Below are 20,791 nucleotides of genomic sequence, written 5' to 3' on the forward strand. Positions count from 1 at the left end.
CGGACAATTGGAGATTTCATGGACCGTACAAGTTGGATCGCTGTCATCATCTGTTTCCTGCTCCTCTTGGGCTGGGGACCGCTGGTCAATCATTTCTACCCCAACCGGCCAGGGCCCGCGCTCACCGGCAACCAGACTGCATCCCCCCCCGATGCCTCCGGTCTCAATCCAGGCAGCCCCAGCAACCCGGCCATCCCAAACGCCCCAGCCCCCGCTGCTGCTTCGGCCCAAACCCCCGCTTTGCTCGAAGCGGTCACCCCGCCCCGCAGTGAAGCCGGTAACGAACAACGGCTCCTCTTGGAAAACGATCTCGTCCGGGTGGAATTCTCCTCCCTCGGCGGCGCCATCCGCACCGTCTCCCTCAAAGAACACCGGGCTGATGGGGAAAACCCCGTCGTGCTCAACGGCGCGGCCCAACTCCCCCTGCTCAACCTTCGCGGCTGGGACCCCCAGCACGATCTCAGCCTCTACACCGTCGACAGCGCCGACGCCCAACAGATCACCTTTTCCCGCCAAGTCCAACCCGGCGTCATCCTGACCCGCACCTACAAACTCGGACCCGATTACCGCATCGATCTTTCACAAACGGTCTTCAACCGTTCCCCCAACCCCCTCGTCCTACCGCCATATACCCTCGATTTGGGCACCGCCACGTCTGTCTACCAAACATCGGCGGAACGCCCGTATGTCGGCGTCTCCTGGCACACCCCGGAAGGCGGCTACACCAAACACAAAGTCCCCGAATTCGACGGATTCCACCTGCTCGGCATCCAGATGAGCCAGGGCAAAAGCATCATCGAAAGCAAACCCGGCCAGGCCATCCAGTGGGCCTCGCTCAAAAGTCAGTTCTTTGCCGTCATCGTTGACTGCATCGACTTCAACGCCTCCCACGTCTCCGCCACCCGCAGGCTTTTCCCGGAGTTGCGTCCCAAAAATGAAGCCGTGCCCGACGGGCTGGTCGGGGAGTTGACCATCCCGGGTATCCAGGCCGCCGCCGGGGCCTCCTACAAACAGGATTTTCTCGTCTACGCCGGCCCGAAGGAAGACCGCCGCCTTCGCACCCTGCCCGACCGCATGGACGAGGTGATGGAATTCGGCTGGATGGCCTGGATCAGCCGCCCGCTCCTCACCTTCATGAATCTCGTCCACAGCTTCGTGGGCAATTACGGTCTCACCATCATCATCCTCACCGTCCTGATCAAGGCGGTCCTCTGGTGGCCCCAGGGACAGGCCAACAAAAGCATGAAGCGCATGCAGACGGTGGCCCCCCTGATCAAGGAATTGCAGGACAAATACAAGGACAACCCGACCAAGCTCAACGAGGAGATGCTCAAGGTTTACCAGGATTACGGGGTCAACCCCCTCGGCGGCTGCCTGCCCATGCTCCTCCAGTTCCCCGTCTTCCTCGGCTTTTACTACATGTTGCTCAGCGCCACGGAACTGCGCCACGCCGGTTTCCTCTGGATCCACGACCTCTCCAAGCCCGATACCATCTTCCACCTCCCCATCCCGGGCCTGGAACTCCCGGTCAACCCCATGCCCCTGGTCATGGCCGCCACCATGTATTGGAGCATGCAGATCACCCCGCAACCCCAGGGTGTCGACAATCCCTCCATGAAAATCCTGAAGTTCATGCCGTTGATCTTCCTCCTCTTCTGTTATAACTTCAGTTCGGCACTCTCCCTCTATTGGACGGTGCAGAACCTCCTTTCCATCGTGCAAATCAAGGTCAACATGTCCCAGGCAGCCCCGACCCTCGAGGCCCTCAAAGTCGAGGCCCAGCAACGACGCAAGGCCCGAAAAGCCCGGGGCAAATTCGGACTTTGAACGATTCTGAACGCCCCCTGAACGACCGTACGTCTCTTTATGCAATCCGGATATTCCCCACGCGAAACACTCGAGCTCATGCTCGGTCACCTGGGTTTCACTTTCGAGATCCGGGAAGAGGAGCGCCCTTCGGGCCGCACCCTCCACGTCTTCACCCGTGAATCCGCCCGCCTCATCGGACGCAACGGCCGGGTCATCGACGACCTGCAATACCTCCTCAACCGCATCCTCACCCGCGACGAAGAAGCCGCCCCGCGGGTGATCGTCGACGTGGAAAACTTCCGCCAGCAACTGGTCGACCACATGCTGGCCGAGGTCCGTGAGGCTGCCGAACAGGTCCGCAGCAGCGGCCAGGAGGTCGTGTTGCGCCCGATGAATTCCTTCGAACGACGCCTGGTGCACAATCTCTTCAAGGACGACCCCGATGTTCAGTCGGTCAGTCCCCAGGACGATTCCCGCATCAAACGGATCACCTTGCGCAAACGCCCCGCTTCCTCCTAGGATCACCCCGTGAACGCCCCGACGGCGATCCTCTCCGGGCGGGAGCCGTTCCTGCGTCTTACCCTGGGCGCTTTTGGGACGGCCCTGACGGCGGCCATACTCTCTGTTTCCGTTCTCCACTGGGGCGGGGTCTATCCGGCCATTGGCACCTGGTTGCAGATGGCGGGCGGCGCCCTCTGGGCAGTGGTGGCGGCCATCTGCGCGCTCAATTTCACCCAGCGTAAAGCTTCCGGTGATCCCATCGACCTCGCGGTCTTCCTCTTCCTGGCCTACGCCGGATGGCGCTACACCACCACTCCGGTGGAATACCCCGCGCGCCTCGAATGGCTCTGGATCTTGACCTATGCCGCCATCTTCCTCTTCGTCCGTTACGGGATGCCCAACCGGCACTGGGCCATGGCCCTGATCGGTCTCTTGGTGGCCGTCGCCCTGGCCAGTTGTATCTATGCCCTGATCAACCGCAACAACCCAACCCACCTCATCTGGGGTCTGCCACGGCCGAATTATCAAGAGCGCGTCTCCGGCACCTTTGGTTGCCCGAACCATTTCGCCAACCTCATGGTCATGGCCGCCCTCTGCTGCCTTTTCATCGGTTCCTATTCCCGCCTGCCCTGGCCCCTGCGCATCTTCCTCTATTACCTGGCCGCCCTGCTCACCACCGGACTCTACTTTTCCATTTCCCGCGGCGGCTACCTCGCCTGGGTCACCGGCATGGGCGTGGTCGCCTGGTTCCTCTTCCGCAAAGCGGAAATCCGCTGGTGGTGGAAACTCACCGCCGCCATCACCGTCGCTGCCGGTGCGGTGGTCGTGGTGATCAAAAACCCGTTCGTCATGGAACGGATCGACGGAATGGTCCGTGGAGATATTCGCCAACTATTGGCCGAGGTCAGCCTGCATATCTGGCAGATGGCTCCTTGGTGGGGCCACGGGGTCGGTGGTTACGACTTTCTTTATCTGCGCCACCACGGGCTGGTCTTGCAAACACGCGCCCTCTACGCCCACTGCGATTACTTCAACACGCTGGTGGACTACGGAGCCGTCGGGCTCGGCTTGATCCTGGTTTTCCTCACCTGCGTCATCGTCGAACTGCGCCGCAAATCCCGCACCGGCACGCACGAACGCGACCTCCTTCTGGTCCGCCTGGGCTGGGCCGCACTGGCGGCCATGGCCATCCACTCGGTCTTTGATTTCAGCCTCCACATCCCTGCCTGCGCCGTGGCCTTTTTTATTATTCTGGCCGCTGCCGTCATGCGCACCCACCACGAAGAAAAACACCTTCCATCCGTGCGACTTCCCCGTCTGGCCTTGGTCTTGGCCGCACTCGCCGCGCTCGCCGCCAGCGGCTACACCACGGCAACCGCCTGGCAAACCGGACGGGCCCTCCGCCTCGTCCCCACCAAGGAAAAGGATTTCACCCCCCTGGCAGACGCCGACCTCCGGCGTCTGGGCGAGCAACTCTACGCTCTGGACCCGAATGCCTACCCGCAGCTGGAGCGGATCGGCGATGCTTACCGTGTGCGCGCGGCCAAGCTGGGGAGCGAATTGAGCCAAAGTCCCGGTTCCCTAGAACTTCTGCGGGCAAGGGAAGATCTGGGCAAACGATCCCTCATGTACTACCAAAGGGCCCACCAAGCCGCCCCCTTGGAGGACACCCTTCTGGTCAAACAGGCCATGATCCTCGACATCCTGCAACGCAGCGCCGAAGCCGAGCTGGCTTTCCAAAAAGCCATTAGTCTGCAGCCCCACAATCGTTACTTCCGCTTCCACTACGGCCTGCACCTTTTGGAAAGCGGCGACATTGGTGCTGCACTTGATCAATTTCGCTTCTCCGCCTCCATGCCCCTCGATCCGCGCGAAGATCCCGCCCTGCGACAGTTCGCCCTCATGACCATCCAGAAACTCGAAAAATCCCTCCGTCGCTAAGGCGGAAGGATGCTGTTGAACCACAGAGGACACAGTGAACACAGAGTTGAAAACAGGGTCTACAAAAGAGCGGCGAACAATCCCTACTGAGTGGACGCTCGATTCAACTTCATCGCATGCTGATCAAAAAGGATAACTACCCAACCCCTTTCTTCCTCTGTGCCCTCTGTGTCCTCTGTGGTAAACCAACTGAATCGTTCCGTTCGCCCTTCAAAATGCGCTTTCCAAAAACGCCGCCATGGCTAGCTTGGGGAACCTTATGGAAAAGACCCTCATCCTTTTGAAGCCCGATTGCCTGAAAAACAGCCACTGCGGCGAAGTCATCGGGCGCTTTGAAAAAGCCGGTTTCGCCATCCGCGGCTGCAAGATGATCCGCCTCACCGACGCCATCCTGGCCGAACACTACGCCCATGTGGCCTCCAAGCCGTTTTACCCCGAAATCAAGAACTTCATGCAGTCCGCCCCCGTCATCGCCCTCATCCTCGAAGGCGACAAAGCCGTCGAACGCATCCGCGAACTCCTCGGTCCCACCGACAGCACCAAGGCGGCCAAAGGCACCATCCGCGGCGACCTCGGCAAGAGCGTCATGGTCAACGTCGTCCACGCCTCCGACTCCCCGGAAAACGCCGCCCTGGAAATCCAGCGCTTCTTCCTGCCCGCCGAAGTCTTCGCCTATTGATTCGGATTCAGACTCTGGGCTGAGGACAACTAGGGCACCATCCGATGGCTGGTGATCCGGTCTCCGTCAAAGGTGAAATATCCGGCGAACAATCTTCCGGCCAGCATCTCGGGAATCCAGTAAATGTCGTCTGCCCACATCTGGGCGTAAGGGATCTTTTCCACGGACTCCCAAAAGGGCTCGGCCTCGTCGGTTTCCACCATCTCGCCGGAACATCCCCTGGCCGTGAAGACGGCGCAATGAATGGAATGCCCGTCGGCGAATTGGAAAAACAACTCGCCGGCGAGGACCGGATCTTCGGGAAACAGGCCGACTTCTTCCCGGGTTTCCCTCACCGCGGCTTGGAGGGCGCTTTCTCCGGGTTCGATCCGTCCGCCCGGGGCGTTGATTTTGCCGGCACCCAAACCGCGTTTTTTCCGGATCAAGAGGATGCGTTCCTCCCGGATGATGAAACAAAGCACCGCGCGTTCACGCGGGGACTCCCCGGTTTCCCAGTAAGGAAGATAAAGAGGACGGGAAGGGGTTTCCATCAATCCTGGCCGGCATCCCGGCGGACCAGCTTTTGCCGGGTGCGTTCCAGCACCGCCCGGTCGCGCTCGTTCAAACTGGCCATGCCGTTGCGGGAAATTTTTTCCAAGATCTCGTCAACCGTCTGTTCCTCGACCGCGCGTTCCAGCTGGTTGCGGGCGCGGCGCTGGTCGATCTTCCGCTCCCGGCGTTGCATCCGCCAGGATTCGACGGCGTTCCACCACCCGAAGCCCCCGCCGACCCCGGCAAAACGGAGCATGCTCCAGGCCACCGACATGGTCAGCCAGAAGTAAAGCAACAGGAACCAATCATGGCCCACCAAGTAGACCAGGGTGGAAATGGCCAGAAAAACCACCGCCATCCACTTGGCCAGGATGCCGAAGAGAAGCTGGGCATTGGGATAGATGATGGCAAAACCGACAAACACCGCCAAATGGATGGTCGAGGATCCCTCGATGAACCCGCTGGCGTGGAGGGGGACGAAGAGATTGAGTGCGGCCAGACCGACCGGGGGCATCAGGCAGAGCAGGGCGTAGAACCAGGCAAAGGCACTCCTGCCAATGAATCGCTCCACCTCGCGGCCGAACCAGAAAAACATCAGCATTTGCACGGCAAAAAAGATGCTTTCGCGCGTGATGTCGTGGCAGAAGGCGTAGGTGAAGAGGGACCAGGGCCGCCCGGAGGCGAGAAAGGATGTGTCGAATTTGGCCGCCTCGACCCAAGCCGTCTGCTTGGTGGTCAAGAGCAAGGCCACCACCAGCATGCCCGCCACATGGACGAGGGTGATCAATGTGGTCACATCTAGGGCCACCCCGCGGATGTAGGTCAACGGTTCGGAGGAACCCGAGGACGATGGCCACCGATGATAAGACATGACCCGGAACCTATCCCAACCGCCCTCCCGGGGCAAGACCGGAACAAAGACGCCTCCGGGCCCCGCCAAAAACCATATGTCTTGGCGAACTTCGGGTTCTTCGTGGTGAAAATGCCTTTACCCCGCTCAAGGCTGGGCGGGGGACAGGCCCCGGGGCGGCTTGGGGCGTTTGAGTTGGGTCCGGACCGGCTCGGTCTTCTGGGCCGCATCGGCCGCATCCGGGCTGAGGAGGTAGCGTTTCGCCTCCTCGTCACTCTTCTCACTCACCGACTCGCCCTGCCCGATGACGCGCGGCTGGATCATGACGATGAGTTCGTTGCGCGGACGGTTGATGTTGGTGGTCTTGAAAAGGTAACCCAACAGGGGGATGTCCTTGAGGATGGGAACACCGGTTTCCGTGCGGCTGGCCGTGTCCTCGATCAGGCCGCCGAGGATGACAGTGTTGTTGTTCCCCACCTTGATGGTGGTGTTCACCTCCTGGGTGCTGATGACAGGAATTTCATTGCTGTCGACAATCTGGGTGTCGACGATGCTGTCGTTCTGCTGGGCGATCTGGAGCGTGACCTCGTTGTCGGAGTTGATCAGCGGGATGACCTCCAGCTTGAGGACCACGTCCTCGTAATTGATGCTGGTGTTGGTGTTGCCCGTGCTGATGTCGGTGGTGCTCTGGGTCGGGACCGGCACGCGTCTGCCCGAAAGGATGACCGCTTTTTTGTTGTTGGAGGTGAAAACACTCGGACGCGACAAAACTTTGAAATTACGCGTCTCCTCGAAGGCCCGCACGTAGGCGTCGATGATGTCACCGAACGCGCCATAAACGGTCAACCCGTTGGCCGCCCCGACGAAGCTCGCCGCGCTGAGAAGCGATCCCGGGGCCGGGCGCAGCTTGGACTGGCTGCTGGGAGTGACACTGGAACTGGCGATCCCGGAATTGTATTTGTTCAGGATGTCGACGCCGAACTCGGTCTCGCGGGTGAGGGTCAACTGGCCGATGACCGTTGAAAGGAAAACCTGCCGGGGCTCGATGTCGAGACTGTCAAGGATGCTCGAGACTTTGTTGACGCTCTCCGGCGAGCCGATGATGAGGATGGCATTGGACCGCTTGTCGGCAATGAGGCGGGTCTTGCCCACGTTGAGCGAACGCGGGGCCTGGTCGTCGTCCGGACTCCCGAGCTGGTCGGATTTGTTGATCCCGGAACCCGAGCCCGAACCGGAGGAGGACGATGATCCGCTCGTGCGTGAGTTTGATGTGGAACCGCTCTGGGGGGCTTTGGTGCCACCGGCGGAACCCGAGGAAGCCCCCTCCTTGACGTCCCCTTCCACTTCCGAGAGGAGCTCCCCGAGGACGGGCAGGACCTCGTCGGCGGCGACATACTTGAGCGGGCGGACAAACGGTTTCTCGAGTTCCACCGCTTCATCGAACTGTTGGATTAATTGCTTGATAGGCGGAAAAGCCAGGGGCGAGCAGATGACCAGAATGCGGTTGGTGCGGCGGTCCGGGGTCAACTGGATGTCGCCGGAGAGGTAGTTGGCTTCGCTGCTGCCGGCCCCTTCCGCACCCGGAGTACCGGGGGGCAGGCCCTGGGGATTACCTCCACCGGTCTGTTGTTGGTTCTGCTTGCGACCCTGGATGAGCTGGTTGAGCAGTTCCGCCACCCGTTCGGCATCGGCCCGTTCCAACTGGACGAATTCCCGGGTCAGCCGCGCCGGCGGCACGTCGGCCAGTTCCTTGAGCTTGAGGTATTGGCGGATGAGGGTGGAAGTATCGGTGACCAGCACCGCGCCCGCATCCTTCATTTCCACCAAACCAAAGTATGGATTCCCCGAGGCCGCCTGCTGCACCACTTGCATGAATTTGGACGTATCAATGTAGGTCAGCGGGACAAAGAAGCTGACCACCTGGTCGCCCGGGGGCAGGTCTTCCGCCCGGGTGAAGATGGGGATGCCTTCGGTGCGTGGCCCGCCCTTCTGGCCGACGTTCAGGACCTTGACCGTGTTGTCGGGCCCGGGGACGAGGGAAAAGCCGTTGAGCAGGAGCGCGGCCTCGATCAAGCGTACGGCCTTGTCCTTGGGCACCGGTTCGGCCACGACCAGGCGGATGAAGGGACCGGTGATGTTCTGGCCGCGCAGGATGGTTTTACCGGTGTATTGCTCATACAAACTCAGGACCGTTTCCACCGGGGCATTGGGCAGTTGCAACGGCACCATTTCCTGGGAGGTCGCCGGAGGATTCTGGGCCGGTAAAGAAGCGGCCAGAAGCAGGCCGAAGCAACCGGCGAAAAGGAAGCGGAGGGGAGATTTCATGGGTTGTTGGGGGGCGGGGTCACGGGTTTGGGTCGGATGATCAAGCGGCGTGGAGGTCTGGGCGTGGAGGACGTGCCGGCCGGCAAGCCGGGAATGGCGGCGGAAGTTCCCGGTGGACGGGCGGCCGGATTGACAGGGTTGGCCGGATTGGTATTTCCCGGCGCGGGAGCGGCCGGGGCCAGGGAGGCCAGCGAAGAAAGGTCCTGCTCTTGGAAAATCAATTCGGCCTCTTCGGTTCCGCGGGCAATCTTCACTTTGCTCTGGCGATAGTCCGTTTTGATGTCGGCGCTGACCAGACGGAGGTTGTGGGCGCTGCTTTCCCTCATCTTGACCACCGCCGTTTCCCCATTGGTCTTGTTGACGACAATGGCCACCGGCTCCCCGTTCACCCGGCTGAGCGAAGTCAGCAGCCAATCGGCGGCGATGCCCGTCGGGGCGGCATTCGCCGCTTGGATCGATAATTCAAAGGGCGACCGCTGCCAGATGGACCCGTAGTGATCCACTGTGACGCGTCCGGGGATGGGCGTCTGGGCAGATGGGATCGTGACCGGGGTCGAAGGAGCCGGAGCCGACGGGGCGGGGACCGGCGCCACGGCGGTCGACGGGGCGGTCCCTGCCGTCATTTCCGGCGGAAGGCCGGGCGGCAACTCCTGTGCGGACAGCACGGGAAAGCCCAACAATACAGTCATCCACAAGTATTTCATTTGGGATTCCCGGTTGGGTTCTGGGCCACGGAACCGGCCCTGTTGCCATACCATTTGCGCAACTGGGCCGAGCATTCCACCTGGCCCGCCTCCTTCAGGGGACGCAACTCCAGGAAGGTCACCTCGACGAATTCCCCCGGCTGTTGGACCATGGCCAGCCATTGGCCGACCTCTTTCAACGGCCCTTGGAACACCAGCTTGGCCCCCACACCGATGAACTCGCGGTCCTCCACCGGATCAAGCAGACCCTGCTGGCCGATGACCAGCTTGCGTTCGGCGGCCGACTTCTGGAGTTGTTCCAGAAATTTCGGGCTGGCCTCGTTCGTCGAACCCGCGGGCCGCAATTCCGAGGCCAGCCAGGCCGCCCGTTGATTCCAAAGCTGTTTATCCGCAATCCAGCGACGGGCCTCGGCGATCTGTAACTTCACATTTTGCTGGCGCTTCACCATGGCAGCCTGGCGGGCGGCCAGCTCGTCCCACAGGAACCAGGCCCCGATGCCCACCACCACGACCAGGAAGACCATGCCCATGACCCGCTCCCGGGCGTTGAACTGGAAAAGGGACGCGCTCATCGCCCCCCCTTTCCCTTGACCACAAACTGCGCGCTGCCGTTGGGCTGGATATTCGGCGGATCCATCTCCCAGACAAAAGCATCATGTCCCTTGAGGGCTTCGGCATAGGAAAAGGCCATGGTGGTGTCGGACGCTTCGCCCGTCAGCCGCAACTGACCATCCTTCCACTGGAACTCGGTCAAACGGACCCCGCTTGGCGGCAACAGGGCGGCCACGGCCCGCAGGTGTTCGAGGGGGAAAACTTCGGGATCCACCGTGCTTTCCAGCCGCCGCCATCGGCGGGCAATCTCCCGGATGCCCTCGGCCTCGTCCCGGAGGGCGGCATATTCGGATTCCAAGGAACGCAATTGCTGGAGCGACCAGAGCACCCGACCACCGGAAACCCCGAGCACCGCCAGCAACACCATGCCCAGGATGGCCGCCATCTGCCGGACTTGGCGGGCCCTCGATCTGCGCTGGCGCTGTAAAGCAACGGCAGGATGGATCACGTCGGCCCCCGTGGATGGCGGCACCCAGGCTGGACGGGCTGACAGGACCACCGGCAGCCCCAGCTCACCCCGGAGGGCGTGCTCGGTCGCCGGATCGACCGCATCCCACAAGGTCACGCCCGCGAAAGATGGGACAAAGCCGCCTCGCTTCAACCCTTCGGCGATACAGGCGACATCCGTGGCCGCACCCACCGTCAAGGACGGGCCGCTGAAGGCCGAAAAGTAAACCGGACGCTTGCCCCGGGTGGCGACCAGAATCCATGCATTGCGCTCAAGGAACAGAACCAGCCGGTCGGCCGGCCACTCCAACGATTCCAAGGCGGTCGGGTAACTCCGGGCGGTGGCGTTGAAGTCTGCCTCCTTGACCTGGCGCGAAACCGCCACCGCCAGCACCATGGTCTTCTCCCCCTCACGCAGGATTTCGCTGACCCGCAGACTTTCCTCGTGGTAAACGCGCGGCCCGATCCCCTGCTTCTCCAATTGCAGACCGGCGGCCCCGGCAAAAGTTGTGGCATCGCTGCCGGTCAACCAAAGCGGCAACCCCACCAAATGACGCAAGGGCCAGACCATCCCATCGGCGCGGGCCGCGACCGGCTCTGATGCGAGGGACTCCCGCGAACCGCCTATCGGCCCCATGGTCCATCCAGCCGCTTCGGGTAGAAGCCAGATGTCCTGTCGCTTCTTGGATTTGGCGGCTGTGGTCATGGTCCCAAATGCTCCCAACGGGACACGGTTTGGCGCGAATCCGTCCCCCGGTTGGCGATTTCATAGATGGTAACCTTCCTTCCCCCGACAACTCCAGTGGATTCGAAACGGAACAGTTTCCCTCCCACCGTGACGGCCCCCTTCAGGCCCTCGGCTTCTTCTGCCCCGACCCCGAGTACACGCAAAGCCTGGTCCGCACTCTCAAATTTGATGTCGTCGTCCGTCCCGTCCGTCCGGTCGCGGCCCTGGCGTGTGCGCACAAACCGCTCGGCCTCGCCGGGTGTCACCCCGCAGACCACTTCGATCAACTCGGCCGGGGCATCCTGCAAATCCAACCCTCCCTGGGCATGGAGGCTGAACGAATCCTCCCAGCCCGGGTGGGCCTCATCGAGCAACTCCGCCACTCCCAATACTTCCCGCACTTCCTCGATGGTCTGGAACGGACGGTTGAGGGGATAGGCCGCCAGCCCGGCCTCCAAGTAAGCATCCCGTTCCGCTCCGTCGATCCGTGTCAACCCGTCCCCATCCACCCAGTCGGCCATGCGGTCACGCACCGTCTCGGCCTCTTCCAGTTTCATCCCCCAGGAATTGAGCAGGCGGACGAGTGTGATGTCATCGTCCTTGGCCAGGAGGGCATTGAGGTTCAGCCGCGCCCCTTCCGAAGTAAACACCACCTCGCGGCTCGCGTTGCCTCCATCTTCCTCGTATTTCAAGAGCGGGGAATCGCGCTCGATCTCGGGATGGCGGGCCAGGGCCAGGCCGCTTTCCGCCAGCAAACGGGCGCGCACGGTGCGGTTTTCCACGGTGGCTTGTTCGACATCGAGGCTGAGCAACCCGTAAACCTTCACCAGAATGGCCGAAAGCATGATCACCGCCCATAGGATCAACAACAGGATTGCCCCACGCCGGCCGCGGCGCACTCCGGCAACAGGAATGGGGTGGGCCTCCGGCTTCATGACGGGGGGGCCTGTGCCGCCACCGGAGCCCGCGGCACCACTTCCATCACCTGCACCAGTTCCGGGCGGCCCAGACGGCGCAGGGTCAGCTCGACCACTGTCGGCCGCACCCCCCCATCCTGCCAGTCCTCCTGCCAGGATTGGGAACGCGCATCAAAAAAACGCCAGCTCAACATCTCCAGGTCGTCGATCAAGACCAACGGCACCGGCTTCTCCCCCACTTTCGTCACCCGGTTGAACGCGGTCAACTGCACGCACATCAACCCGCCCGGGCGACGTTCCGCGTCCATCACCACCCGTTGGCGCACAAAGGACACCTGTCCGAAGCCCAGGATGCGCCCCGGCTCGTCGATCACCAGCCGCTGCACCGGCGGCGACGCGGCCCGGTCGTTCAGGACCTGCAGGGTCGCGTTGGAGGGCAGATTGCGGAACGTTTCCCGCATCAGTTCAACAAAAGAATAGACAATGGCGTCATCATCCCGCACCCGCGCCACCCGCACCGAAGTCTCCATCGAGGTGCGAATGGTCAGCAGCACCCCGCCGGCGATCGCCACCAGGATGGCCATGGCCAACACCACCTCAAAGAGGGTCATGCCTCCGGCCCTCCCTCTTCTTCCGACTCCCGGGGTATGGACACTTCGCATGTCTAGCCATATTAGCCCCTTCCCCGTCCCCCGCCAAACGTTTCCGACGACCGTCCACGGCTCCCGGGCTTCCGGCTTGCCTCCGGCGTCGGTTCTGGGACGCTTCCTCCCCCTTCCGCATCCCATGAGCCTGCCCCAGCAAATCCAGCGCCGCCGCACCTTCGCCATCATCTCCCACCCGGATGCCGGCAAAACCACCCTCACGGAAAAACTCCTCCTTTACGGCGGCGCCCTCTCGCTTGCCGGCTCGGTCACCGCCCGCAAGAACCAGCGCGCCACCACCTCCGACTGGATGGAGCTGGAAAAAAAACGTGGCATCTCCATCTCCTCCACCGTGCTCCAGTTCGAATACGGCGGCTGCGTGGTCAACCTCCTCGACACCCCGGGCCACAAGGACTTCTCCGAGGATACCTACCGCGTCCTCACCGCCGTCGACGCCGCCATCATGGTCATCGATGCCGGCAAGGGGATCGAGACCCAGACCCGCAAGCTCTTCGAAGTCTGCCGCCAGCGCGGCGTCCCCATCTTCACCTTCATGAACAAACTCGACCGCCCCGCCCGCGAGCCGCTCACGCTCCTCGACGAGCTCGAGTCCGTCCTCGGCATCGGCGCCTGCGCCATGAACTGGCCCCTCGGCGCCGGACCCGAATTCCGCGGGGTCTTCGACCGCCGGACGCAGGAAATGCACCTCTTCGAGCGCACCGCCCACGGGGCCTACCGCGCCCCGGTCAAAGTCGGCGGTTTGGACGACAGCTTCGTCAAGGAACACACCGACCCCGCTTCCCTCGCCCAAGCCGTCGAGGAACTCACCATGCTCGACGGGGCCGGCCACGCCTTCGACCGCGCAGCGGTCGAGCGCGGCGAACTGACCCCGGTCTTCTTCGGCAGCGCCAGCAACAATTTCGGGGTGCAGTTGCTCCTCGACGCCTTCCTCGAGCTTTCCCCGCCACCGCGCCCGCGCAAATCCCGCGACCGTGTCATCGACCCCGCGGAAAACGCCTTTGCCGGGTTTGTCTTCAAGATCCAGGCCAACATGGACCCCCGCCACCGCGACCGCATCTACTTCATCCGCGTCGTTTCGGGCAAATTCGAGCGCGACATGCAGGTCACCCACACCCGCACCGGAAAGAAAGTCCGCCTCTCCAATTCCCAACGCCTCTTCGCCCAGGAACGGGAAACCGTCGACGAATCCTACGCCGGCGACGTCGTCGGTATCGTCGGCAACCACGACTTCCAGATCGGTGACGCCCTGGCAGAAAAGCCCGACGTCTTCTTTGACGAAATCCCCCGTTTCGCCCCGGAATGCTTCGCATTCCTCCACAACCCCTCGACCGCGCAATCCAAGCGCTTCCGCGAGGGCCTGACCCAGCTCCTGGCCGAGGGCGTGGTCCAGGGGTTCTCCCAGCCCCACGCCGCCCAGCGGATTGCTTTGTTAGGTGCGGTCGGCCCCCTCCAGTTCGAGGTCGTACAATACCGGCTGGAGAGCGAGTACGGGGCCTTGTCCCGTGTGGAACCCGCCCCCTGGCGGCACATCCGTTGGATCCGCTCGGCCGAAGGCGGCGACCCCTGGCAATGCGACCTGCCGACCGGCGTCAGTCTGGCCCTGGATGCCGAAGAACGCCCGGTGGCCCTCTTTCCTGAAACCTGGCCGATCAAATTCTTTTCCGAACGCAATCCGGCCTGGGAAACCTCGGCCTCCCCCTTCAAGTAACCACACCGGACACCGTCAATGGCGGCCCAATCCGGCCGGACGGAGCCTCCTCCAGCAGGCAAGCCCCAACACACCCAGACCTAACAAACCAAAACTTCCCGGCTCGGGAACGGCCACGGCGGTGAGCTGGACATCATCGAAGTCGACCTCGTTGTCCACCCCGGCGGCGTTGGTGGCATTCAAACTGGTCAGGCGGATGCCCAGCGCCTGTGACGGGGTCACCGATACCCCGGTGGTGAAGGTGACCGTGCTCAAAGCCCAGGCGCCTTCGGCGATGCTCAGGCTGTTGTTGTCGGAGGCGATGACCGACCCGGCCGCCAGAAGATCGACGCGGTAGCCGGGGAAATTGGAGAGATTGTAAAAGGTGTTGTTCTGGGACGTTCCCGAGGTGATGTTGCCGACCCGTACGGTCAGGGAGTATTGCGTATTGGCCTGGAGGGTGTCGGTCAGTGTCTGTTGGTAACCATAGACGCCCGCCGCCTTGCTCCCGCTGTTGAAAAGAATGGCCACGCGGCTGCCCTGCGGGGCCGGCACCGGGAAAAACTGCACGCCGTTCGGCTGCAACGTGCCGGTATACACCGTGCTTTGGTTGACCAGGCTGTTGGGGTCGTAAAGGGCCCAGCCCGCGGGCGTGCCAAAGGTGAATTCCTGGAACACCGTCTGCCCGGATGTGTTCTCGAAACCTGGATTTTGAATGATGAGATTGACGGCGGGGAGACGGACCGGATTAGAGACCAATGCCAAGATGGATAAAGCGAGGAGCCGCTTCTTCATCAAAAAATTTTAGCCAAAAAAGGCTAGGGAGTCAATCCACCTGCGGACAACTGCCGGACCAGCTCGGGCGAAATGTCCGCATTGGTATGAACGCGCTGGACGTCATCGTGCTCTTCCAGGGCTTCCACCAGATCCAGGACCTGCCGGGCCGTGGAAAGGTCGGCCACGGGAGTGAGGTTTTCGGCAAAGAGACTGAGCCGGGCCTGCCCGGGCTCCAAGCCTGCCGCCTTGAGCGATTTCTCCACCAACTCGTAGTTCTCCGGCGCACAGAAGACCTCGACCGCCCCATCCTGGACAGCAATGTCCTCCGGGTTGGCGTCCAGGGTCGCTTCCATCACCTTTTCCTCGTCGCCCCCCTCCAGCCGGAACCAGCCCTTCTTCTTGAACATCCAGCTGACGGCCCCGGTCGCCCCGAGGTTTCCGCCCCCGCGGGTGAAAATCGCCCGCATCTGCTGCGCGGTGCGGTTCCGGTTGTCGCTCAGGGTCTCAACCAACAGCGCCACCCCCGCCGGGCCGTAGCCTTCATAGGTCAGTTCCTCGTAGGAAACCCCCTCCAGTTCACCCGTGCCCTTCTTGATCGCACGCTCGATGTTCTCGGCGGGCATGGACTCGGCTTTGGCTGTTTGGATAGCCGTGCGCAGGCGTGGATTGAACGAGGGGTCGCCCCCGCCCATCTTGGCGGCCACGGTGATTTCGCGCGACAGCTTGCTGAAGAGCTGGCCGCGCTTGACGTCGGCCGCCCCCTTGGCGCGCTTGATCTGGGACCAATGACTGTGTCCTGCCATAGTGGAAGGGCCATAAAACGTCGCCCACGCGACTTTGTCAACGGTGGACGGTTCGATCCGGGCCCGTTATGATCGCCCCCATGTCAGACCTCCCGGACGAGGACCTCATGCGCGCCACGGCCGCAGGCGACGACGGGGCCTTTGCCGCGTTGGTCCGGCGCCACCAGGACCGGGTCTACGGGACGGTTTACAAGATGCTCGGCGCCCACCAAAGCGAAGCCGAGGATGTGGCCCAGCAGGTCTTCATACGCGTCCACCGCGCTGCGGCCCGCTACCGTCCCGAGGCCAAATTCACCACCTGGCTCATGACCATCTGCCGCAATTGTGTCTTCACCCAGTTGAAAAAATCCCGCCGCCACCCCTCAGTTCCCCTCGACCCGGTCGGGCCCGACGGCGAGGAGATCGAATCCCCCCTGCCCGACCCGGAAGCCCGCTCCGCCGACCAGATGCTCCAGGAGAAAGAAATGCGCCGGACCCTGGAGACGGCCATGGCCGAGCTGCCCGAACTGCAGCGATCCGCCCTGGTGCTCAGGCAGTATGAACAGCTCGATTACGAGGAAATCGCCCGCGTCCTCCAAACTACCGTACCTGCGGTCAAATCCCTTCTTTTCCGGGCCCGCGACATGCTACGGCAGCGATTGCAGGATTATTTGCGTGAAACTTAACCCAAAATCAGGAGTTATATCAGGAGGCATCATGAAAGAACCCATCGACCATCTGGACCAATTGCTGGCGCAGGCCCCGCCCCCGCCCGCACCCCCTTGGTTCGAACAGCGCCTGATGGCCCGCCTCCGTCGCGAGGAGGAAAACCGCCGTCCCTTCTGGGCCCGGCCCGGCCTCCTCTTCCGCATGCCGGTCCTGGCCGGCGCCTTGGCCATCGCCCTTACGGCCATCGTCACATGGCGGATATCCCAACCCGCCGAATCCACCCCCAACTTGATGGCCGATGATGAAATCCACCAGGGTCTCGATGCCTTCGTCGCCTACCAGGAGCAAAGCCGGTCATGGAACGTCGAGTGGTGACCCTGTTCGGCGCGGCCGCCGTCCTGATCTTGAGTCTTTCGTCGGCCCACGCCCAAGCGGACTTCCCTCCGCCGCCTCCGCGCCCCGGTGCGGAAGACGGTCCCGGCGGTCCCCCATTGGACGGCCCACCGGGCGAAGGCAAGGGCGGTATGCGCCCCCCCAAGGGTGGCTTGCGCCACCTCATGCCCTTCAAACCCTTCCTCATGGCCGGCTCCCCCCAGTTCGGCCAGATGCTCAAAATCGCCCTCCTCCCCCCGGAACGCGTCCAGGAAGAAATTCAAAATTGGCCCAAATACCAGGAAATGGACGAAACCGGGAAAGAGGATTTTCACCGCGTGATCGAACGCTTCCGGCAGCGCACCCGCGAGGAAGCCCTGGCCGAAGCCCGCGAACAGAAGTGGGCCATTCCAGCCGGACGCGAAAACGAATACGTCCGTTTTTACTGGGAAAAACGCATCGCCATAGAGACCCGCGTCCGCCAGCAGGCCGAGGAACAGCTCAAGATGGAAATGGGCACCGCCTTCAAGGAAATCCGCCAGCGTTTCCCCTCCCCACCCGCAGCTCCCTGATGCTGCTCCGGGACCCCGCCGATTTGCCGTTGCAATTCATTGCTCTATGAAGCACTATCGGCGTGAATGGAATCCGAATTGCAACAGCTCGTCGACACTGAACAACTGAATCCCGCAACCGCCGCCAAACTTCAGGAACTGGCCCCGGGCCGTTGCTGCCAACACCGCAGCTGGGGCAATGGCAAAATCCGCCTCTGGGACACCGCCCTCCGCCAGATGGTCGTCGACTTCACCGGCAAGCCCGGACACACCCTCACATTCGACTTCGCCGCCGAATCCCTCAAACCCCTCCCCGAAGACCACATCATCTCGAAGGTTCTCAACGACCCCGAGACCGTCCGCGCCGCCGCCAAGAAAAACCCCGGCGAAACCATGCGCACCGTCGTCCGCAGCCTGGGCAAGGACGCCACCGCGGAACGCATTGAGATTGCCCTTGTTCCCGCCCTCATTCCACCCGCCGACTGGAAAAAATGGTGGGAAGCGGCCAAGCGGGAAATGAAGAAAGACCCCCACTTTGTGGTCCCTTCCCGCCGCACCGAAACCATCCTCCTCCACGACAGTCCTCCCGACCGCAAACAGAATTCCCTCGAAGCCTTCCGTGACGCCATCGGGGCCAAAGCCAAGATCCCCACCCTCGACGGTTTGGCCAAACACTGGAAAGAAATCAACGACCCGGCCGTCTTCACCGAAGTCAATGCCGAGGTCGAAGCCATCCTGGCCAAGATGCCCGTCTCCCAGTCCGCCCTCGCGGTCGAACTCTGCCTCGCCCGCGATGAGTTGTCCCTGGCCGCGGGACACGCCGCCAACAACGCCGCCCTGCAAAAATTCCTCCCCCGTGACCTCAAGAACCTCGTCAACCTGATCGAGGCCCTCCCTGCGGCCAAACAGTCCCGCTGCCTCGAGCGCGTCAAGAACATGGTCGGCGACCAGTGGAACAACACCACCGCCCAACTCATGCCCCTGGCCAACAGCCGCCTGGCCGAGGTCATCATCACCACTTACAAGAACGATGGCCGCTTTGACCAACTCCTCAGCCTTCTGACCCGCCTCATCCGCGAGCGCAACCTCCACTACGACTTCCTCTTCTGGCTGGCCCGCAATCGCGGCGGCGATTTCGCCTCCCTCATCAACGTCGAACTCTTCGCCGCCATCCTCTCCGTCCTTGAATTCGAACAACTCGGCGGCTCCCGCAAAGCCTCGCGCCTCGAGGACCTCCTCCTGACCGACAAGGAACTGCTCAAGGATCTCCTGGCCAGCGCCGGTGAGGACCAGGTCCGCGACGTCGCCCGTGCCGTCCTGCAAAGCCCGGCTTTCGAAGAACTCGACAAGCGCTCCCTCCTCGCCGCCCTGGTCAAGCTCTACCCCTACGTCCAGAGCATGATCACCAAGGGAGAAAGCCGCAGCGAGGCCCAACCCCTCATCGTCTCCTGGGAAAGCCTGCGCCGCCGCCAGCAGGAACTGGAGGAAATCGTCCTCAAGAAAATCCCCGAGAACAGCAAGGAAATCGGCGTGGCCCGATCCTACGGCGACCTGCGCGAGAACCACGAATTCAAATCCGCCAAGGAAATGCAGACCATCCTCATGCGCCGCAAGGCCGAGTTGGAAGGCATGCTCGTGACCGCCCAGGGCACCGACTTCAAAAACGTCGATTGCTCGGAGGTCAACATCGGCACCATCGTGTCGCTGGTCGACGAAGACGGCGGTGCCAAACTCGAATACACCATCCTCGGCGCCTGGGACAGTGCCCCCGAAAAGGGAATCATCTCCTACATGACGGCTGTCGCCTCCGCCCTGATGAAACGCAAGGTCGGTGACGTGGTCAACCTTCCCCTCGAAGGATCCGCCATCCGCCGGGTCCGCATCGATTCGATCAAGCCCTTCGCCTCATAATCGTCTGTACTTTCCCCACCCAAACCTTATAACCCCAACCTGAACCCTCCTCCATGAGCCTGACCTCCATCTCTTCCATCCAAGCCCTCGAAGTCATCGATTCCCGTGGCAACCCCACCGTGGCCGCCCGCGTGGAACTCTCCGGCGGGGCCGTTGGCACCGCCATGGTGCCCTCCGGCGCCAGCACCGGCGTGCACGAGGCCGTGGAATTGCGCGATGGGGACAAGACCCGTTACTTCGGCAAGGGTGTGCTCAAGGCCGTGGCCAACGTCCACAAGAAAATCGCCCCCGCCCTCAAGGGCCACGACGCCTGCGACCAGGTCGGCATCGACAGGGCCATGATCAAGCTCGACGGCACCGCGACCAAGTCCGAGCTTGGCGCCAACGCCATCCTCGCCGTCTCCCTGGCCAACGCCCACGCCGCCGCCGCCGCCCTCCGCCAACCCCTCTACAAATACCTCGGCGGCCCCAATGCCAAGGTCCTGCCCGTCCCCATGGCCAACATCATGAACGGTGGCGCCCACTCCGACGCCCCCATCGACTTCCAGGAATTCATGATCGTCCCCAAGGGTGCGCCCTCCTTCAAGGAAGCCATCCGCTACGGTGCCGAAATCTTCCACACCCTCAAAGGCATCCTCCACGACCGCCACCTCGGCACCGCCGTCGGCGATGAGGGCGGATTCGCCCCCAAACTCTCCTCCACCGAAGACGCCCTCGAAGTCATCGCCCAGGCGGTCAAGAAGGCCGGTTACAAGTTCGGCAAGGACATCTTCATCGCCCTCGACGTCGCCTCTTCCGAATTCTACGACGCCAAGAACAAGAAATACGTCTTCAAGAAGTCCGACGGCCGCAAACTCAGCGGTGAACAGCTCATCGCCTTCTACCAGGACCTGCAGAAAAAATACCCCATCATCTCCATCGAGGACGGCACCGCCGAAGAAGACTGGACCTCATGGAAGAAACTCACCGACGCCATGGGCCACAACACCCAGCTCGTCGGCGATGACCTCTTCGTCACCAACGTCGAGTTCCTCCGCAAGGGCATCCAGACCGGCACCGCCAATTCCATCCTGGTCAAGGTCAACCAGATCGGCTCGCTCACCGAAACCCTCGACGCCATCGAGCTGGCCCAGACGAACAAGTACACCGCCGTCATCAGCCACCGCTCCGGAGAAACCGAAGACACCACCATTTCCGACATCGCCGTCGCCACCAATGCCGGACAGATCAAAACCGGGTCGTTCTCCCGTTCCGATCGCTTGGCGAAATACAACCGCCTCCTGCAAATCGAGGCCGAGCTGGGCTCCAGCGCCGTTTACGGCGGGGTGCTCTGA

At 62.4% G+C, this 20,791-nt stretch carries 20 protein-coding genes; 10 read left to right on the forward strand and 10 right to left on the reverse strand.

Annotation, left to right across the window (positions count from 1 at the left end; genetic code table 11):
• Positions 1 to 18: 18 nt before the first annotated feature.
• From yidC to ndk, 4 genes are all read left to right on the forward strand, one after another.
• Positions 19 to 1,827: a membrane protein insertase YidC gene (gene yidC / locus SFU85_11160; protein ID MDX6767335.1), complete on the forward strand. Its 1,809-nt coding sequence runs from the start codon at positions 19 to 21 to the stop codon at positions 1,825 to 1,827.
• A 39-nt stretch (positions 1,828 to 1,866) separates the two neighbouring features.
• A complete protein-coding gene (locus SFU85_11165) occupies positions 1,867 to 2,328 on the forward strand; it encodes a KH domain-containing protein (GenBank protein MDX6767336.1) in 462 nt (153 codons plus the stop codon).
• Between the two features lie 9 nt (positions 2,329 to 2,337).
• Entirely contained in the window at positions 2,338 to 4,251 is a 1,914-nt protein-coding gene (locus SFU85_11170; protein ID MDX6767337.1) for an O-antigen ligase family protein, read from the forward strand.
• A 259-nt stretch (positions 4,252 to 4,510) separates the two neighbouring features.
• Positions 4,511 to 4,930, forward strand: a complete 420-nt coding sequence (gene ndk, locus SFU85_11175; protein MDX6767338.1) for a nucleoside-diphosphate kinase — start codon at positions 4,511 to 4,513, stop codon at positions 4,928 to 4,930.
• A gap of 29 nt (positions 4,931 to 4,959) precedes the next feature.
• Here the strand turns inward: ndk and SFU85_11180 are convergent, their stop codons facing one another.
• From SFU85_11180 to SFU85_11215, 8 genes are all read right to left on the reverse strand, one after another.
• Positions 4,960 to 5,460, reverse strand: a complete 501-nt coding sequence (locus tag SFU85_11180; protein ID MDX6767339.1) for an 8-oxo-dGTP diphosphatase — start codon at positions 5,458 to 5,460, stop codon at positions 4,960 to 4,962.
• The gene (locus SFU85_11185) at positions 5,460 to 6,332 is read right to left on the reverse strand and encodes a rhomboid family intramembrane serine protease (GenBank protein ID MDX6767340.1); all 873 of its coding nucleotides are present in this window, start codon (positions 6,330 to 6,332) and stop codon (positions 5,460 to 5,462) included. Before SFU85_11185 ends, SFU85_11180 begins: the two co-directional genes overlap by 1 nt.
• Positions 6,333 to 6,458: 126 nt before the next feature.
• Positions 6,459 to 8,636 (reverse strand): secretin N-terminal domain-containing protein, encoded by a 2,178-nt coding sequence (locus tag SFU85_11190; GenBank protein MDX6767341.1) that lies wholly within the window; start codon positions 8,634 to 8,636, stop codon positions 6,459 to 6,461.
• On the reverse strand, positions 8,633 to 9,325 hold the full coding sequence (locus tag SFU85_11195) for a hypothetical protein (protein ID MDX6767342.1): 693 nt from the start codon (positions 9,323 to 9,325) through the stop codon (positions 8,633 to 8,635). Before SFU85_11195 ends, SFU85_11190 begins: the two co-directional genes overlap by 4 nt.
• An 11-nt stretch (positions 9,326 to 9,336) precedes the next feature.
• Positions 9,337 to 9,912, reverse strand: coding sequence for a hypothetical protein (locus SFU85_11200; GenBank protein ID MDX6767343.1), 576 nt, complete (start codon positions 9,910 to 9,912; stop codon positions 9,337 to 9,339).
• Positions 9,909 to 11,105: a hypothetical protein gene (locus SFU85_11205; protein ID MDX6767344.1), complete on the reverse strand. Its 1,197-nt coding sequence runs from the start codon at positions 11,103 to 11,105 to the stop codon at positions 9,909 to 9,911. Before SFU85_11205 ends, SFU85_11200 begins: the two co-directional genes overlap by 4 nt.
• Complete coding sequence (locus SFU85_11210) at positions 11,102 to 12,061, reverse strand: type II secretion system protein GspK (protein ID MDX6767345.1); 960 nt, start codon at positions 12,059 to 12,061, stop codon at positions 11,102 to 11,104. Before SFU85_11210 ends, SFU85_11205 begins: the two co-directional genes overlap by 4 nt.
• Positions 12,058 to 12,654, reverse strand: a complete 597-nt coding sequence (locus SFU85_11215; GenBank protein ID MDX6767346.1) for a hypothetical protein — start codon at positions 12,652 to 12,654, stop codon at positions 12,058 to 12,060. Before SFU85_11215 ends, SFU85_11210 begins: the two co-directional genes overlap by 4 nt.
• Positions 12,655 to 12,703: 49 nt before the next feature.
• On the opposite strand from SFU85_11215, the gene SFU85_11220 reads away from it, so the two are divergent.
• On the forward strand, positions 12,704 to 14,416 hold the full coding sequence (locus tag SFU85_11220) for a peptide chain release factor 3 (protein ID MDX6767347.1): 1,713 nt from the start codon (positions 12,704 to 12,706) through the stop codon (positions 14,414 to 14,416).
• 15 nt (positions 14,417 to 14,431) lie between these two features.
• Here SFU85_11220 and SFU85_11225 read toward each other — a convergent pair whose 3' ends face one another.
• Together SFU85_11225 and SFU85_11230 are read right to left on the reverse strand one after the other, a co-directional pair.
• Positions 14,432 to 15,190, reverse strand: a complete 759-nt coding sequence (locus tag SFU85_11225; GenBank protein MDX6767348.1) for a PEP-CTERM sorting domain-containing protein — start codon at positions 15,188 to 15,190, stop codon at positions 14,432 to 14,434.
• 23 nt (positions 15,191 to 15,213) lie between these two features.
• A complete protein-coding gene (locus SFU85_11230; GenBank protein MDX6767349.1) occupies positions 15,214 to 15,975 on the reverse strand; it encodes a YebC/PmpR family DNA-binding transcriptional regulator in 762 nt (253 codons plus the stop codon).
• 80 nt (positions 15,976 to 16,055) lie between these two features.
• On the opposite strand from SFU85_11230, the gene SFU85_11235 reads away from it, so the two are divergent.
• From SFU85_11235 to eno, 5 genes are all read left to right on the forward strand, one after another.
• A complete protein-coding gene (locus SFU85_11235) occupies positions 16,056 to 16,640 on the forward strand; it encodes a sigma-70 family RNA polymerase sigma factor (protein ID MDX6767350.1) in 585 nt (194 codons plus the stop codon).
• 31 nt (positions 16,641 to 16,671) lie between these two features.
• Positions 16,672 to 16,998: a hypothetical protein gene (locus tag SFU85_11240; GenBank protein MDX6767351.1), complete on the forward strand. Its 327-nt coding sequence runs from the start codon at positions 16,672 to 16,674 to the stop codon at positions 16,996 to 16,998.
• Positions 16,980 to 17,567 (forward strand): hypothetical protein, encoded by a 588-nt coding sequence (locus tag SFU85_11245; protein MDX6767352.1) that lies wholly within the window; start codon positions 16,980 to 16,982, stop codon positions 17,565 to 17,567. Before SFU85_11240 ends, SFU85_11245 begins: the two co-directional genes overlap by 19 nt.
• Positions 17,568 to 17,633: 66 nt before the next feature.
• Positions 17,634 to 19,457: a GreA/GreB family elongation factor gene (locus SFU85_11250; GenBank protein ID MDX6767353.1), complete on the forward strand. Its 1,824-nt coding sequence runs from the start codon at positions 17,634 to 17,636 to the stop codon at positions 19,455 to 19,457.
• 59 nt (positions 19,458 to 19,516) lie between these two features.
• Entirely contained in the window at positions 19,517 to 20,791 is a 1,275-nt protein-coding gene (gene eno, locus SFU85_11255) for a phosphopyruvate hydratase (protein ID MDX6767354.1), read from the forward strand.

The sequence above is a fragment of the Candidatus Methylacidiphilales bacterium genome (assembly GCA_033875315.1).
Classification (GTDB): Bacteria; Verrucomicrobiota; Verrucomicrobiia; order Methylacidiphilales; family CAZTYG01; genus JANRJG01.